The sequence below is a fragment of the Roseateles chitinivorans genome (assembly GCF_002761755.1).
Lineage (GTDB): Bacteria > Pseudomonadota > Gammaproteobacteria > Burkholderiales > Burkholderiaceae_C > Roseateles > Roseateles chitinivorans.
The window spans coordinates 102,689-116,570 of record NZ_PEOG01000009.1; the positions used below are offsets into that span (position 1 = coordinate 102,689).

Below are 13,882 nucleotides of genomic sequence, written 5' to 3' on the forward strand. Positions count from 1 at the left end.
CGATTGTCTCAGCGCTTCGCCGCCGGCCCCAGCGTGCCGAAGGCCCAGCCGATGTTCAAGCTCACCATCGGCGTGCTGTGCTTCTCGCCGCCCAGCGCCTTCCACTGGCCGACGCCGACCTTCACCCGCAGGCGGTCGCGGCCGGTGCCTTCCCATTGGGTCCAGACCTCGCCCTGGGTCACCGCACCGCCGCCGACCGACACGCCGCCACCGCCCGCCGCGCCGACCAGCGCCTCCGCGCCGACGCGCAGGCCGTTCCACTTGGGCGACTGCGCGCCCAGGCCGAACATGCCGTACGAGAACGCGCCGGCCTTGCCCAGCGCCGCGCTGCCCGCATGCGCCACGCCGTACCACGGGCCGCCGAAGTCGCGGGTCATGCCGATGCCCAGGCCGGTCACGTTGTCGCGCGAGCCGTCCTTGAACTTGAATTCCTTGAAGTAGGGCATGCTCAGGTACAGCGTCTGCGCCCGCACCGTGCCCGACTCGAGCGGCGGCGTGTTCAGGATGCGCGAGACCTTCTCCAGCGGCAGCGCCAGCGAGCCGCGCACCTGGAAGGAGTCGTAATGGCCCCAGGGCGCCTTCATGTAGCCCGCGTCCAGCCGCAGCGTCGGCCCCCAGGGCGTGATCCAGCGCAGCGTCGGCCCGACCCGCACCAGCCAGCCGTTGCCGGTGTCCATGTCGCCGCCGCCGCCCAGGCCGAAGGAGAGCTGCCCGCCCACCCGCAGCCGCTGGCTGCCGATGCCCCAGTCCTGTCCCGCGTTGGCGAGGATCTCCATGTAGCCGTCGTGACCGCCGGACGCGGCGCCCGAGGCCTCCAGGCCCCACCACGACGAACCGTCGCCGAAGTACTGCCGCAGGTCGCCGCCGGCCTTGCCCTTGCGCCCGGTGAGCGGCGCGCCGCCGCGCGTGCGGCTGCCGCTGCGCGGCTTTTCAACGCCGGCGCTCAGCGCGATCTCGTCGAAGCCCATGCCGGTACGGTCGCCCGCGCGGCCCGGCGAGCCCGAGTCGCTCGGGTTGAAGCTCAGGAAGCGGTCCATCCGGCCGAGGGTGAACGCGACGCCGGTGTCCTTGATGTTGCCGTTGCCGTTCGGGAAGGTGACGTGCGACACGCCCACGCCGGCGTACCAGTTGCCGAACTCGCCGCGCAGCGACAGCTCCGGCCGCAGCATCAGGCCGCCGCCCGGACGCACCCGGTCGGAGCTCACGCCGCCACCCGCGCCGGCATAGACGCTGGCCGCCAGGTGCAGATTGGGCCCGACACGGAAGCGGCGCTGCAGGTTGAAGCCGACGGTGAACAGCCCGCCGAACTCGCCCTGCGCCGCGCCGTAGGCGGCCGGACCGATGCCCCAGTCCTCGTTGATGGCCACCATGTAGTGCGCCCCCAGCAGCGCGGTCTTCTGCCCGGTGGGCATCTTGATCGGCGACCAGTTCAGCTCGAACGCGGCGGGCCGGCTGTCGGTCGCGGTGACGACCCGCGGCGGCTCCATCCCGGACAGCGTCGCGCGGACAGGGCCGTTGCCCGCATCGGTCGTCGTGACGCCGCCAGCGCGATTCGCGTCCTGGACCTCGGCCGAAAACACCGAGGGCGCGGCCCCGGGCGCCTGGGCCTGGGTTTGCGCCTGCGCCTGGGCGGCGAGCAGCGCCGAGCACAGCAGCAGCGGACGGGACGGGAACGGGGCCTTCGAGGCGATCAGGGCGGAGCGGGGCATCGGGATCAATCGGTTATTTCTTGCGGGCGCGCGGGTGCGCCGCGTCGTAGACCTTGGCCAGGTGCTGGAAATCCAGCCGGGTGTAGACCTGCGTGGTGCTGATGTTGGCGTGGCCCAGCAGCTCCTGGACCGCGCGCAGGTCGCCGCTGCTCTGCAGCAGGTGCGACGCGAACGAATGGCGCAGCATGTGCGGATGGACATGCGTCGGCATGCCCGCGGCCAGGGCCCGCTGCTTCAGGCGCTTGCGGACCTGATCGGCGCTCAGTCGCCGGCCGCGCGGGCCGACCAGCAGTGCCGGCTCGTCGGCCGCCGCCCATTGGCCGCGCACCGCCAGCCATTGCTGCAGCGCCGCCAGCGACGGTCCGCCGAGCGGCACCGCGCGGCGCTTGGCGCCCTTGCCCAGCACCTGGGCCTCGGCGGCGTCGGGCACGATCCAGCCGGCCGAGCTGGCGTGATGCCGCAGGTCCAGGCCCACCAGCTCCGACACCCGCAAGCCGCTGCCGTAGAGCAGCTCCACCAGGCAGCGCTCGAGCGCCTCGGCGACCGGGTCGGTGGCGTCCTGGTGGTGCTCGGCCAGTCGCACCGCGTCGTCGACTCCCAGCGCCTTGGGCAGGGGTCGGCCCTGCTTGGGCGCATGCAGATCGGCGATCGGATTGGCGTCGACCAGTCCCTGCTGCCCCAGCCAGCGGTACCACCCGCGCCAGGCGGACAGGATCAGCGCCAGCGTGCGCGGCTTCAGCTTCTCGGCATGCAGCTTGGCCAGGCCGCGACGGGCCTGGTGCGCGCTCAGGCGCAGCAGGTCCAGCCCCTGCGCCGAAGCGAAGCCGGTCAGCCGCTGCAGCGCTTCCGTGTACAGCGTCAGCGTGCGCTCCGCCAGGCGGCGCTGCACGCGCAGATGGTCCAGGTAGCGGCGCTGCTCGTCAGTCAGGCTGACGGTCGACATGGCCGGCGACATGGGGGTCGGCGTGCAGCAGGCGCGACAGCGCGGCGCTCGCGATCTCGCCGACGCGGGACAGGAACTCGGTGCCCATCTCGGCGGTGTAGCGCGTCGGATCCGGCGAGCCCAGCACCAGCAGGCCAAAGGGCTCCGCCGGCGCGCCCGCCGTCAGCGGCACCAGCGCCAGCGACGCGACATCGTCCTCGAGCCAGCGCGCCGCCTCGAAGCCCGAATTGATGCCGCAGTAGGGCTGGTTCAGGCTGCCGACGAAGGTCTTCACGTCCGGATTGACCTCGGCCGCGAACGGCGCCAACGCGTGGCCCGCACCGACGTTCCACAAGCGCAGACCGGCCTGCGGAATCAGGAACTGGTGACGCAGCTCGCGCAGCAGCACCTCGGGCAACTGGCTGTCGTCGCGGGTGAGCATCAGCGCCAGCGTCCAGCGGTGCAGCCGGTCGGCGATCGCGACGTTCTCCTGCCCGTTGCGGATCATCTCGATGATCTTGTGCTCCAGACCGCGGATCTTGTCGCGCAGCAGCTCCGCCTGGCGCTCCTGCAGCGACACCGCGCGCTGGCCGTGCGGATGCGAGATCCGGACGTTGGCCAGCAACTCGGCATGGCGTTCGAAGAACGCCGGGTCATTCGCCAGGTAGTCGGCGATGTCTTGTTCGGTGATGCCTTCGATGCCGCTCACAGTTCGATTTCTCCTTCAAAGACCGTCTGTGCCGGCCCTGTCATGTAGACCGGGGCATCGAGCCCCGGGCCGCCCGGCGTCATGCCGGCCCATTCGATGCGCAGGTCTCCGCCGCGCGTATGCACTTCCACCGCCTCGTCCAGCCAGCCGAGCCGGATGCCGGCGACCACCGCCGCGCAGGCGCCGGTGCCGCAGGCCAGCGTCTCGCCGGCGCCGCGCTCGAAGACGCGCAGCTTCACCTCGTTGCGGCTGAGGACCTGCAGAAAGCCGGCGTTCACGCGGCGCGGAAAGGCCTCGTGTGTCTCGACCAGCGGTCCGACCAGCCCCACCGGCGCCTGGTCGACGTCGTCGACCCGCTGCACCGCGTGCGGATTGCCCATCGACAGCACCGCCACGTCCGCCGTCATGCCGTCGCCCAGGTCCAGCGGCCAGCACTGGAAGCCGTGCTCGGCCTTGGGCTCCGTACCGCGCGGGTCGAAGGGGATGCGCGGCAGGTCGAAGATCGGCGCGCCCATGTCCACCGTGACGCGGCCATCCTCGCGCAGGCGCAGCTCCAGCAGCGCGTTGACGGTCTGCACCCGGATCGTCCGCTTGCTCGTCAGGCCCTTGTCCACGACGAAGCGCACGAAGCAGCGCGCGCCGTTGCCGCACTGCTCCACCTCCGAGCCGTCCGAATTGAAGATGCGGTAGCCGAAGTCGACGTCCGGCGAGCTCGGCGCCTCGATCACCAGGATCTGGTCGCAGCCCACGCCGAAGCGGCGATCGGCCACGCGACGCAGCTGATCGGTCGTCAGCGGCATCGGCTGTTGCGTGGCATCCAGCACGACGAAGTCGTTGCCGGCGCCCTGCATCTTGGTGAAGCGCAGTTTCATGGGGGCGGATTATCGGGAATACAGCGAGGCCTCGCCGGGCGGGCGGGTCTTGAAGCGCTTGTGGACCCAGAAATACTGGGCCGGGTGCTCGCGGATGCGGTCCTCGAGCCAGCGGTGGAAATGCCTGGCGTCGGCCTCCAGGTCGCCGCTCGGATATCCGGGCAGCGGCTCGTGCGCGTGGATCACGATGCCCTCGCCCTTGGGAAGCATCGTGACGATCACCGGCTGCACCACCATCTGCATCGTCTGCGCGATCTTGGCCGGCGCCAGCAGCGTGTTCGCCGGCACGCCGAAGAACGGGACGAAGGCCGAGTCCTTCGGACCGAAGTCCATGTCGGGCAGGTTCAGGAAGGAATAGCCGTCGCGGATCGCGCGCAGCACGGAGCGCACGCCCTCGTGGCGGTCCACCAGCTTGGTCGTGCCGAAGCGCGAGCGCGCCTTGCGCAGCGCCTCGTCGAAGAGCGCGTTGCTCTGCCGCTGGTAGATGCTGGCGCCGGGCCGCGCCTGGTTGAGCATCAGCGCCGGGCCGATCCAGTCCAGGCCCACGAAGTGCGGCATCAGCCACATCACCGGGCGGTCGACCTGCTCGGACAGCTTGATGTTGCCCTCGATGCGCATCAGCCGCAGCAGTCGCTCGCCGGACGCGAACCACAGCAGGCCGCGCTCGAGCAGGCTGCGTCCGAGCCAGCCGAAGTGCTCGCGCACCAGGGCTTCGCGCTCGGCGACGGACTTCTCGGGGAAGCAGAGCTCCACGTTGCGCAGCGCCACGCGCCGGCGCGATCCGGCCACGCGATGCAGCAGTGCGCCCAGCCCCCATCCGAGCGCGGCCAGCCAGCGCAGTGGCAGCCAGTGCAGCAGCCAAAGCAGCGCGATCAGCGCATATGTACCCAGTTTTCCCATCCACCCATCCGTGGGCCCTTGCGGGCCTTTCCTATAATGCGCGCCCAGTCGCCGAGTTAATCTGGACAACTTGCGGGGCGACTCATAAATCCCGCTAAAGCGTTCGCCGCCTGACTCCCAGGTTTCGGCAACGCCCGAAGACTGAATCACAGGAGTTTAAATTGGCGAGCGATTTCCTCTTCACCTCGGAATCCGTATCTGAAGGCCACCCCGACAAGGTGGCGGACCAGATCTCCGACGCCATCCTCGACGCGATCCTGGCGCAGGACCCGCGCTCCCGCGTCGCCGCCGAGACGCTGTGCAACACCGGCCTGGTGGTGCTGGCCGGCGAGATCACGACGAATGCCCACGTCGACTACATCCAGGTCGCCCGCGACACGATCAAGCGCATCGGCTACGACAACACCGAGTACGGCATCGACTACAAGGGCTGCGCCGTGCTCGTCGCCTACGACAAGCAGAGCAACGACATCGCCCAGGGCGTGGACCAGGCGTCCGACGACCACCTGAACACCGGCGCCGGCGACCAGGGCCTGATGTTCGGCTACGCCTGCGACGAGACGCCGGAACTGATGCCGGCGCCGATCTATTACGCCCACCGCCTGGTCGAGCGCCAGGCCCAGCTGCGCAAGGACGGTCGCCTGCCCTTCCTGCGTCCCGACGCCAAGAGCCAGGTGACGATGCGCTACGTCGACGGCAAGCCGCACAGCATCGACACCGTCGTGCTGTCGACCCAGCATGCGCCGGAGATGTCGCTGGGCGACAAGATGAAGCCGGAGTTCTACGAGGCGGTCATCGAGGAAATCATCAAGCCGGTGCTCCCCAAGGAGTGGCTGAAGGACACGAAGTACCTGGTCAACCCGACCGGCCGCTTCGTCATCGGCGGCCCGCAGGGCGACTGCGGCCTGACCGGCCGCAAGATCATCGTCGACACCTACGGCGGCGCCTGCCCGCACGGTGGCGGCGCGTTCTCGGGCAAGGACCCGACGAAGGTCGACCGCTCGGCCGCCTACGCGGCGCGCTACGTGGCCAAGAACATCGTGGCCGCCGGCCTGGCCAAGCAGTGCCAGATCCAGGTCGCGTACGCGATCGGCGTCGCGCGTCCGATGAACGTGACGGTCTACACCGAAGGCACCGGCGTCATCGCCGACGAGAAGATCGCCGCGCTGGTCAACGAGCACTTCGACCTGCGTCCCAAGGGCATCATCCAGATGCTGGACCTGCTGCGTCCGATCTATTCGAAGACGGCGGCCTATGGTCACTTCGGTCGCGAGGAGCCGGAGTTCAGCTGGGAGCGGACCGATAAGGCGAAGGCGCTGCGCGCCGCAGCGGGGCTGTGACGCCCGACGTTCCCCCGGTCATTTGCCGCAGATTCATCGACTGACGCGCATCTGATCCCCCAAGTCAGGGCCGCCTCGCGCGGCCCTGAGCGTTTCCGGCGGCCGCTTCGCGCGGCAGAATCGCCGGATGCATCCCCTGCCCGCCGCGCCGACCCCGCTGACCATCCTGATCGTCGATGACCAGAGCGCGACGCGCGTGGCCCTGACCGCGGAGCTCGACCGCGCCGGCCATCGGGTGCTGGAGGCCGACAGCGCGGAATGGGCGCTGGAGCTGTTCCGCCGCTACCGTCCCGACCTGGTGCTGCTGGACGTCGAGATGCCGGGCCACGACGGCTACTGGACCTGCCGCGAGATGCGCGCCGCCGAGCCCGGCGGCTGGACGCCGATCATCTTCCTGAGCCAGTTCAACCAGGACGAGGACGTCTGGAAGGGCATCGAGTCCGGCGGCGACGACTACCTGGTCAAGCCGGTGTCCGCGATGATCCTGCACGCCAAGCTGCGCGCGATGCAGCGCCTGGCGCTGATGCGGGCGCGGCTGGTGCAGATGTCCGAGGACCTGCGCGCGGCCAATGCGCAGCTGGAGGAGCTCTCCAGCGTCGACGCGCTGACCGGACTGATGAACCGCCGCGCACTGGACGCCCGCCTGCAACAGGAGCTGGACCTCGCCCGGCGCGAAGGCAAGCCGCTGACGCTGATGCTGTGCGACGTCGACCACTTCAAGCGCTACAACGACGCGGCCGGCCATGTCGCCGGCGATGCCTGCCTGCGCCGCATTGGGCAACTGCTCAAGGAAACCTGCCGCCGCCCCAGCGACTGCGCCGGGCGCTACGGCGGGGAGGAGTTCGCGCTGGTGCTGCCCAACACGCCGCGCTCGGGAGCGATGACCTACGCCCGGGCGCTGATGCGCACGGTGGAGCTGGCGGCCATCCCCCATCCGGACTCGCCCACCGGCGGCACCATCACCCTGTCGGGCGGCATCACCACCTGCCTGCCGGACGAGAGCACCAGCGCCGAGGGCCTGATCATCCGCGCCGACGACGCGCTCTACAACGCCAAGTCCACCGGCCGGAACCGCTTCTTCAGCTACGAGATGCAGATGGACACGGCCGAGCAGCGGCGCGCGGTCGCCCCGTCGCCCGGGCCCGCCGCCCCGCCGCCCGCCACCCCCACTTGAGGCATACCCGGACGGCGTCGCGGCGAGGCGGCCCCGCATAATCGGCCTCGGCACGTTTCGCTGCCGCCTGTCGACGATGCCCGGCCATGGACGTTTCCGCCTCGCTGCCGCCTCTTCGCATCCTGGTCGTGGACGACCAGGCGAGCACCCGCGGCTTCCTGTGCCGCCAGCTCCAGGCGATCGGTCATCACACCCTGGAAGCGGATGGCGGCGACAGCGCGCTGGCCCGCTTCGACGGCGAACGCCCGGACCTGGTGCTGCTGGATGTCGAGATGCCCGGCCACGACGGCTACTGGGTCGCCAGCCAGATGCGGGCGCATGAGCGCGGCGGCTGGACGCCGATCATCTTCCTGTCCAGCCGCGACCGGGACCAGGACCTCTGGCAGGGCATCGAATCGGGCGGGGACGACTACCTCGTCAAGCCGGTCTCCAACACCGTGCTGCAGGCCAAGCTGCGCGCGATGCAGCGGCTGCGGCGGATGCAGGCGCGGCTGCAGGAGGTCTCCGACGAGCTGCGCAACAGCAACGAGCGGCTGGAGAAGCTCTCCGGCGAGGACGCGCTGACGCGACTGATGAACCGCCGCGCCTTCGATGCCCGGCTCGCGCAGGAGATCGCCTGCGCCCGGCGCGACCAGCAGCCGCTGACGCTGGTGCTCTGCGACATCGACCACTTCAAGCGCTACAACGACAGCTACGGCCACCTCGAAGGCGACGCCTGCCTGCGGCGCGTCGCGCTGCTGCTGCAGCAGACCTGCCGGCGCCCGCGCGACTGCGCCGCCCGCTACGGCGGCGAGGAATTCGCGCTCATCCTGCCCGGCACGCCGCGCTCCGGGGCGATGACCTTCGCGCGGGCGGTGATGCGCACGCTGCGCAACTGCAACATGCAGCACCCCGATTCGGTCGAGCCCTACGTCACCCTGTCCGGCGGCATCACCACCTGCGTGCCCGACGCCGAGACCAGCGTCGAGGGCCTGCTGCGCCGCTCCGACGATGCGCTCTACACCGCCAAGTCGCGCGGTCGCAATCGCTTCTTCAGCTTCGAGATGCAGATGGACACCGTCGAGCAGGCGCCCAGCGGCTTCGCGCCGCTCTGAGGCGGCGCGGCCGGCGGAAGCTCCCACCCTCACCCTGCCCTCGCCCGCCCTGCGGGGGAGACGATCTGCTGACACGTCCGGGAGGGATCGGCGTTACCGTTGCCGCCTTTCGACCCCTGCCCCGTCCTCCATGCCCGTGATCGACCATGACGCGCTGCGGCGTCACGCCATCGCCCGCACCTTCTTCAAGCCGACGACGCTGCTGCGCGCGATCCGGCGCCTGGGCTTCGTGCAGGCCGACCCGATCCGCGCGCCGGCGCGGGCCCAGGACCTGATCCTGATGCACCGGGTGAAGGACTACCGCGCCGGCCAGCTGGAGGCGCGGTACGCGCGCCTGGCGATCGAGGAGGACTGCTTCGTCAACTACGGGTTCCTGCCGCGCGAGACCCTGGCGCTGCTGCATCCGCGGGTGGCGCGACGTCCCTGGGACGAGGACATGAACGCCCGCGCGGCGGAGGTGCTCGCCTTCATCCGGGCGCGCGGCCGCACGCACCCGCAGCAGGTGCAGCAAGCCTTCAGCCATGGCCGCGTCACCGGCTACTGGGGCGGCGAGCTGAACGCCAGCACGCACCTGCTGGACGGCATGCATTACCGGGGCCTGCTGCGCGTGGCCCGGCGTGATTCGGGCACCCGGGTCTACGAGGCGATCGAGCACGCGTTGCAGGACGACAGCCCGGAAGCGCGCCATGCGCGTGCCGCCGCGCTGCTGGACAAGGTGGTGGCGCTGTACGCGCCGCTGCCGTCGGCGAGCCTGGGCTACCTGACGACGCTGCTGGGTTACGGCGCGCCGCATCTCCAGCCGGAGGCGCGCCAGGTGGTGAAGGAAGCGAAGGCGCGCTGGGCGCATGCCAAGGTCGACGGCGAGGTCTGGTACTGGCCCGCCGACGAGAACCCGGCTTCGCGCGCGCACCGGATCGAGCCGGAGCGCCTGCGCTTCCTCGCGCCGTTCGATCCGCTGGTGTGGGACCGCGGCCGCTTCGAGCGCCTGTGGGGATGGGCCTACCGCTTCGAGGCCTACACCCCGGCCGCGAAACGGACCATGGGCCATTACGCGCTGCCGATGCTGTGGGGCGACCGGATGATCGGCTGGGCCAACCTGAAGGTCGAGGCCGGGACGCTGGTCCCGGACCTCGGCTTCATCGGCAAGCGTCCGCGCGAGGCGGCCTTCCGCGCCGCGCTGGACGACGCCTACCAGGAGATGTCGGTCTTCCTCGGCCTGGCGGCTTGAGGGATCGGCGCCCGGCGGGCGCCTTCCCTCAGGCGTTGACCAGCGCCATCGACACCTCCGGATAGCGTTCCCCCGCCACCGGATGCGCCGCCAGCAACGCCTGCAGTTCCTCCCTGAGCACGTCATTGAGCCGCAGTCGCGCCGCCATCGCGTTCTCCTCCAGCCGGGCGATCGACCGCGTGCCGGGAATCGGCACCACATCCGGCCCACGATCCAGCAGCCAGGCGAGCGCAAGCTGCGCCGGCGCGAGTCCATGGTCCCGTGCCAGGGCCACGAGGGCGTCCGCCAGCGCCAGGTTCTGCGCCAGATGGCCGTCCTGGAACCGGGGATTGACCCGTCGCCAGTCGTTGGCCGCGAGCTGGTCGGCGCTGCGGATCGCGCCGGTCAGGAAGCCGCGTCCGAGCGGGCTGTAGGGCACCAGCGCGATGCCGAGCTCGCGGCAGGTCGGCAGCACCTCCTGCTCGACGTCGCGGGTCCAGAGCGAGTACTCCGACTGCACGGCCGCGATCGGATGCACCCGGTGCGCGCGCCGGATGGTCTGCGCCGAGGCTTCGGACAGGCCCAGGTGCCGCACCTTCCCCGCCCGGACCAGCTCGGCCATGGCGCCGACGGTCTCCTCGATCGGCACCGCCGGGTCGACGCGGTGGAGGTAGTACAGGTCGATGTGGTTGACGCCCAGCCGGCGCAGGCTGGCGTCGCAGGACGCGTGGACATGGCCCGGCGTGCCGTTGACGCCGGCCGACAGCCCCTGGGCGTTGCGGACGATGCCGAACTTGGTGGCCAGCACGACCTCCCGCCGCCGGTTGGCGAGCAGTCCGGACAGCAGCCGCTCGTTCGCGCCGTTGCCGTAGATGTCGGAGGTGTCGAGGAAGTTCATCCCGAGGTCCAACGCCCGATGGAGCACCGCCATCGAGGTGGCCTCGTCGGCGGGTCCGTAGAAATCGGACATGCCCATGCAGCCGAGCCCGAGCGCGGAGACCTCGGGCCCGTGCGCGCCAAGCCGGCGGCGGGGCAATTGCGGCAGGTTGTTGATCGGTTCCCTGGACATGATGGTCATGGCGCTACTCCTTCGAAGGGCGAGGTCTCCGCGGCGATCCGAATGACCGCCGCGATGCCTGTCAGCTTAGGAATCCGCCCCCTTCCAGGACCAGCGCAAAGCTCGCCGGTCCTTGCCCAATCCTCCGGAACCGGCGCTTGTGCGGGCGCGCGCGCTGGCGGCGCGCGCGATGGCCTTGCACAATCCGCCGCATGGTCGCACCCACTCCGATTCCTCTCGCCGACGGCTTCCCCGACGCGCTGCAGGCGCTGCGCGCGCAGATGGTGGATCTGACGCTCCGGCACGTCGACGGCGACGGCACGTCCGCCACGGCGATCTCCTGCCTGCAGCTGATCAAGGCCAGCTGCAGCGCGCCCAAGACCGCGCCGGCGCTCTACGAGCCAGGCCTGGCGATCGTGCTGCAGGGCCGCAAGAAGGTGGAGCTCGGCACCGAGACGCTGTACTACGACCCGCTGCATTTCCTGCTGGTCTCGATGCCGATGCTGCCCAAGGGCGGCGTGATCGAGGCGACGCCGGACAAGCCCTACCTGTGCGTGCGCATCGGCTGCGACACCGCGACGCTGGCGGAGCTGATGCTGGAGGTCGGTCCGGCCGGCACCGACGCGCCGCCGGGCGCGCAGTCGGGACTGAATGTCGCGCCGGTGTCCGAATCGCTGCTGGGCGCGGCGCTGCGGCTGATGCAGCTGCTGGACTCGCCGCAGGACCAGCGGGTGCTGGGACCGCTGCTGCAGCGGGAGATCTTCTACCGGGTGCTGACCGGCCCGCTCGGACCGCGCCTGCGCGCGCTGGCGCAGCAGGACAGCGCCACGCGCCGCCTGTCGCGGGCGCTCGACGAGTTGAACCGCCGCTTCAGCGAGGCGATCAGCATCGACGAGCTGGCCGCGGTGGCGCACATGAGCGCCTCCACGCTGCACCAGCGCTTCAAGCAGCTGACCAGCATGTCGCCGATGCAGTACCAGAAGCAGCTGCGCCTGCAGCATGCGCGGCGGCTGATGCTGGGCCACGGGCTGGATGCCGCCGCGGCCGCGCACCAGGTCGGCTACGAGAGCGCCTCGCAGTTCAGCCGCGAGTACCGGCGGCTCTTCGGCACGCCGCCGCGCGCCGACATCGAGCAACTGCTGCGCGCAGGATGAGCGGCCTCATGGACACCACCCACGCAGGGACCGACGCGGCGATGGCCGCGACCGGGGCGATCGCCGACCTCGGCGCGATGCTGCGACGCCATGCGCCGCGCGAGGGCCTGTGGCCGACGGCGCTGCCGCGGGTCTGGGCGATCCGGCTCGACGCGCCGGGCGGCGAACTGGCGCATGCGGTGCAGCCGGCGTCGCTGTGCGTGATCGCGCAGGGCGCCAAGGAAGTGCGCCTGGGCGACGAGCGCTACGTCTACGACGCGGCGCGCTTCATGGTCTTCACCACCGACCTGCCGGTCAGCGGCCGGGTCATCGACGCCACGCCGGAGCGACCCTACCTCTGCCTGCGCCTGGACTTCGATCCGGAGGAGGTTGCCGAGCTGGTCGCCCGCAGCGGTCCGCCGCGCGGCCCGGCGGCAGCGCCGGGGGCGTCCTTCCGCGCCGCCGCCGAGCCGGTCTCCGCCACCGGGCGGGGCGCCGAGGACACCGGCCGCGGCCTCTTCGTCAGCGCGGTGACGCCGGACATGCTCGACGCGGCCGGGCGGCTGGTGCGGCTGCTGGATCATCCCGAGGACCATGCCGCGCTGGCGCCGATGGCGATGCGGGAGCTCGTCTACCGCGTGCTGCGCAGCGAGCAGGGCGAGCGGCTGGCGCAGGTCGCGCGTGCCGACAGCCAGACGCAGCGGGTGCATCGCGCGATCCGCTGGCTGAAGGCGAATTACGCGCAGCCGCTGCGCATCGAGGCGCTCGCCCGGGAAGCACACATGAGCGCGTCCTCGCTGCACCACCATTTCCGCGCGCTGACTTCGATGAGCCCATTGCAGTACCAGAAGCAGCTGCGGCTGCAGGAAGCACGCCGGCTGCTGATCGCCGAGGGCCTGGAGGTCGCGCGCGCCGGCCATGCGGTCGGTTACGAGAGCCCGTCCCAGTTCAGCCGCGAATACAGCCGGCTCTACGGCAGCCCCCCCTCGCGCGACGCCGCCAGGCGGCGCGACACGCCGCCTGCCCGGGCACTGGCTTGAGCGCGCGGCAGGACGTGGCGGCCCTCACTTGCCGAAGCAGCTGCCAGCCAGCGCCGGCGCATCCTTGAGCCGGTCGTCCGTCGGATGGAGCGCGGCCATGCGGTTCTCGTTGACCCGCAGGCACTTGCTGCCCTGGCGGACCAGCTTGGATCCGGAGCCGCTCGTGGACACGCTGGTCACGACGGGCAAGGTGCCGGCCGCGTCGGCGATCGCCGACTCGACGGTGCGTGGCGCACTGTGCGAGCGCTCGTCGTTGCGGATCTGCTCGGCCATCCGCGTGCGGGGGTCGGCCGTCAGCGCGCCCTTGGGCAGTGCGAGGTTCAGTGTCGGCGGGCCACGATCCACCGGCGCGGACGCTGCGGAAGCCGGTGCGGCGGCGGTCCGGACCGTGGCGGGAGGCGGCGTCGCGGCGACGCTCACCTCGGGCGGGGCCACCCAGACCGGAGCGGGCAGCGTGGGCGCGGGCGGACGGCGGATCGAGTCGGTCGACCTGGGCCGAGGTGCCTGCTGGACCGCGGACGGCAACAGCCGCACCTCGGTCAATCGCGGCGGCTGCCGATGTCCGTGCAGTCGCCAGCCCTGGTCCATCCACAGCAGCACCAGCGCAGCGCCTTGCACCAGCAAGGTGGCCGCCATGGCCATCCACCGTCGACGGCCTCCACGAGGCCGCTCCCATCGCGCCATGCTCATGCCGGCGCGCTTACTCGATCCATCGCGCCCTCCCC

The 13,882-nt window shown here is 71.0% G+C and carries 13 protein-coding genes; 6 read left to right on the forward strand and 7 right to left on the reverse strand.

Annotation, left to right across the window (positions count from 1 at the left end; translation table 11 throughout):
* Positions 1–8 precede the first annotated feature (8 nt).
* From CS062_RS04050 to CS062_RS04070, 5 genes are read right to left on the reverse strand one after another with little or no spacing between them, the layout of a single operon-like run.
* On the reverse strand, positions 9–1,709 hold the full coding sequence (locus CS062_RS04050; protein ID WP_143742248.1) for a hypothetical protein: 1,701 nt from the start codon (positions 1,707–1,709) through the stop codon (positions 9–11).
* Between the two features lie 13 nt (positions 1,710–1,722).
* Positions 1,723–2,652, reverse strand: coding sequence for a tyrosine recombinase XerC (locus CS062_RS04055; protein WP_233217901.1), 930 nt, complete (start codon positions 2,650–2,652; stop codon positions 1,723–1,725).
* Positions 2,630–3,340, reverse strand: a complete 711-nt coding sequence (locus CS062_RS04060) for a DUF484 family protein (RefSeq protein WP_099860197.1) — start codon at positions 3,338–3,340, stop codon at positions 2,630–2,632. Before CS062_RS04060 ends, CS062_RS04055 begins: the two co-directional genes overlap by 23 nt.
* On the reverse strand, positions 3,337–4,212 hold the full coding sequence (gene dapF / locus CS062_RS04065) for a diaminopimelate epimerase (RefSeq protein ID WP_099860198.1): 876 nt from the start codon (positions 4,210–4,212) through the stop codon (positions 3,337–3,339). The genes CS062_RS04060 and dapF overlap by 4 nt, the downstream gene beginning before the upstream one ends.
* A 9-nt stretch (positions 4,213–4,221) precedes the next feature.
* Complete coding sequence (locus CS062_RS04070) at positions 4,222–5,112, reverse strand: LpxL/LpxP family acyltransferase (protein ID WP_099860200.1); 891 nt, start codon at positions 5,110–5,112, stop codon at positions 4,222–4,224.
* Positions 5,113–5,273: 161 nt separating this feature from the next.
* Here CS062_RS04070 and metK point away from each other — a divergent pair, with 161 nt between their 5' ends.
* The 4 genes from metK (at position 5,274) to CS062_RS04090 (ending at position 9,948) form a co-directional block, all read left to right on the forward strand.
* The gene (gene metK, locus CS062_RS04075) at positions 5,274–6,452 is read left to right on the forward strand and encodes a methionine adenosyltransferase (RefSeq protein WP_099860201.1); all 1,179 of its coding nucleotides are present in this window, start codon (positions 5,274–5,276) and stop codon (positions 6,450–6,452) included.
* Positions 6,453–6,579: 127 nt separating this feature from the next.
* Positions 6,580–7,626 (forward strand): GGDEF domain-containing response regulator, encoded by a 1,047-nt coding sequence (locus CS062_RS04080; protein WP_099860203.1) that lies wholly within the window; start codon positions 6,580–6,582, stop codon positions 7,624–7,626.
* 86 nt (positions 7,627–7,712) lie between these two features.
* Positions 7,713–8,720, forward strand: coding sequence for a GGDEF domain-containing response regulator (locus CS062_RS04085; protein WP_099860205.1), 1,008 nt, complete (start codon positions 7,713–7,715; stop codon positions 8,718–8,720).
* Between the two features lie 130 nt (positions 8,721–8,850).
* Positions 8,851–9,948 (forward strand): DNA glycosylase AlkZ-like family protein, encoded by a 1,098-nt coding sequence (locus tag CS062_RS04090; protein ID WP_099860207.1) that lies wholly within the window; start codon positions 8,851–8,853, stop codon positions 9,946–9,948.
* 28 nt (positions 9,949–9,976) lie between these two features.
* Here the strand turns inward: CS062_RS04090 and CS062_RS04095 are convergent, their stop codons facing one another.
* Positions 9,977–11,005: an aldo/keto reductase gene (locus tag CS062_RS04095; protein WP_233217902.1), complete on the reverse strand. Its 1,029-nt coding sequence runs from the start codon at positions 11,003–11,005 to the stop codon at positions 9,977–9,979.
* Between the two features lie 191 nt (positions 11,006–11,196).
* Here CS062_RS04095 and CS062_RS04100 point away from each other — a divergent pair, with 191 nt between their 5' ends.
* Both CS062_RS04100 and CS062_RS04105 read left to right on the forward strand, forming a co-directional pair.
* A complete protein-coding gene (locus CS062_RS04100; RefSeq protein ID WP_099860209.1) occupies positions 11,197–12,138 on the forward strand; it encodes an AraC family transcriptional regulator in 942 nt (313 codons plus the stop codon).
* Positions 12,139–12,146: 8 nt separating this feature from the next.
* Positions 12,147–13,157, forward strand: a complete 1,011-nt coding sequence (locus tag CS062_RS04105; RefSeq protein WP_099860241.1) for an AraC family transcriptional regulator — start codon at positions 12,147–12,149, stop codon at positions 13,155–13,157.
* Positions 13,158–13,181: 24 nt separating this feature from the next.
* Here the strand turns inward: CS062_RS04105 and CS062_RS04110 are convergent, their stop codons facing one another.
* Positions 13,182–13,793 (reverse strand): hypothetical protein, encoded by a 612-nt coding sequence (locus tag CS062_RS04110; RefSeq protein WP_143742249.1) that lies wholly within the window; start codon positions 13,791–13,793, stop codon positions 13,182–13,184.
* Positions 13,794–13,882 lie beyond the last annotated feature (89 nt).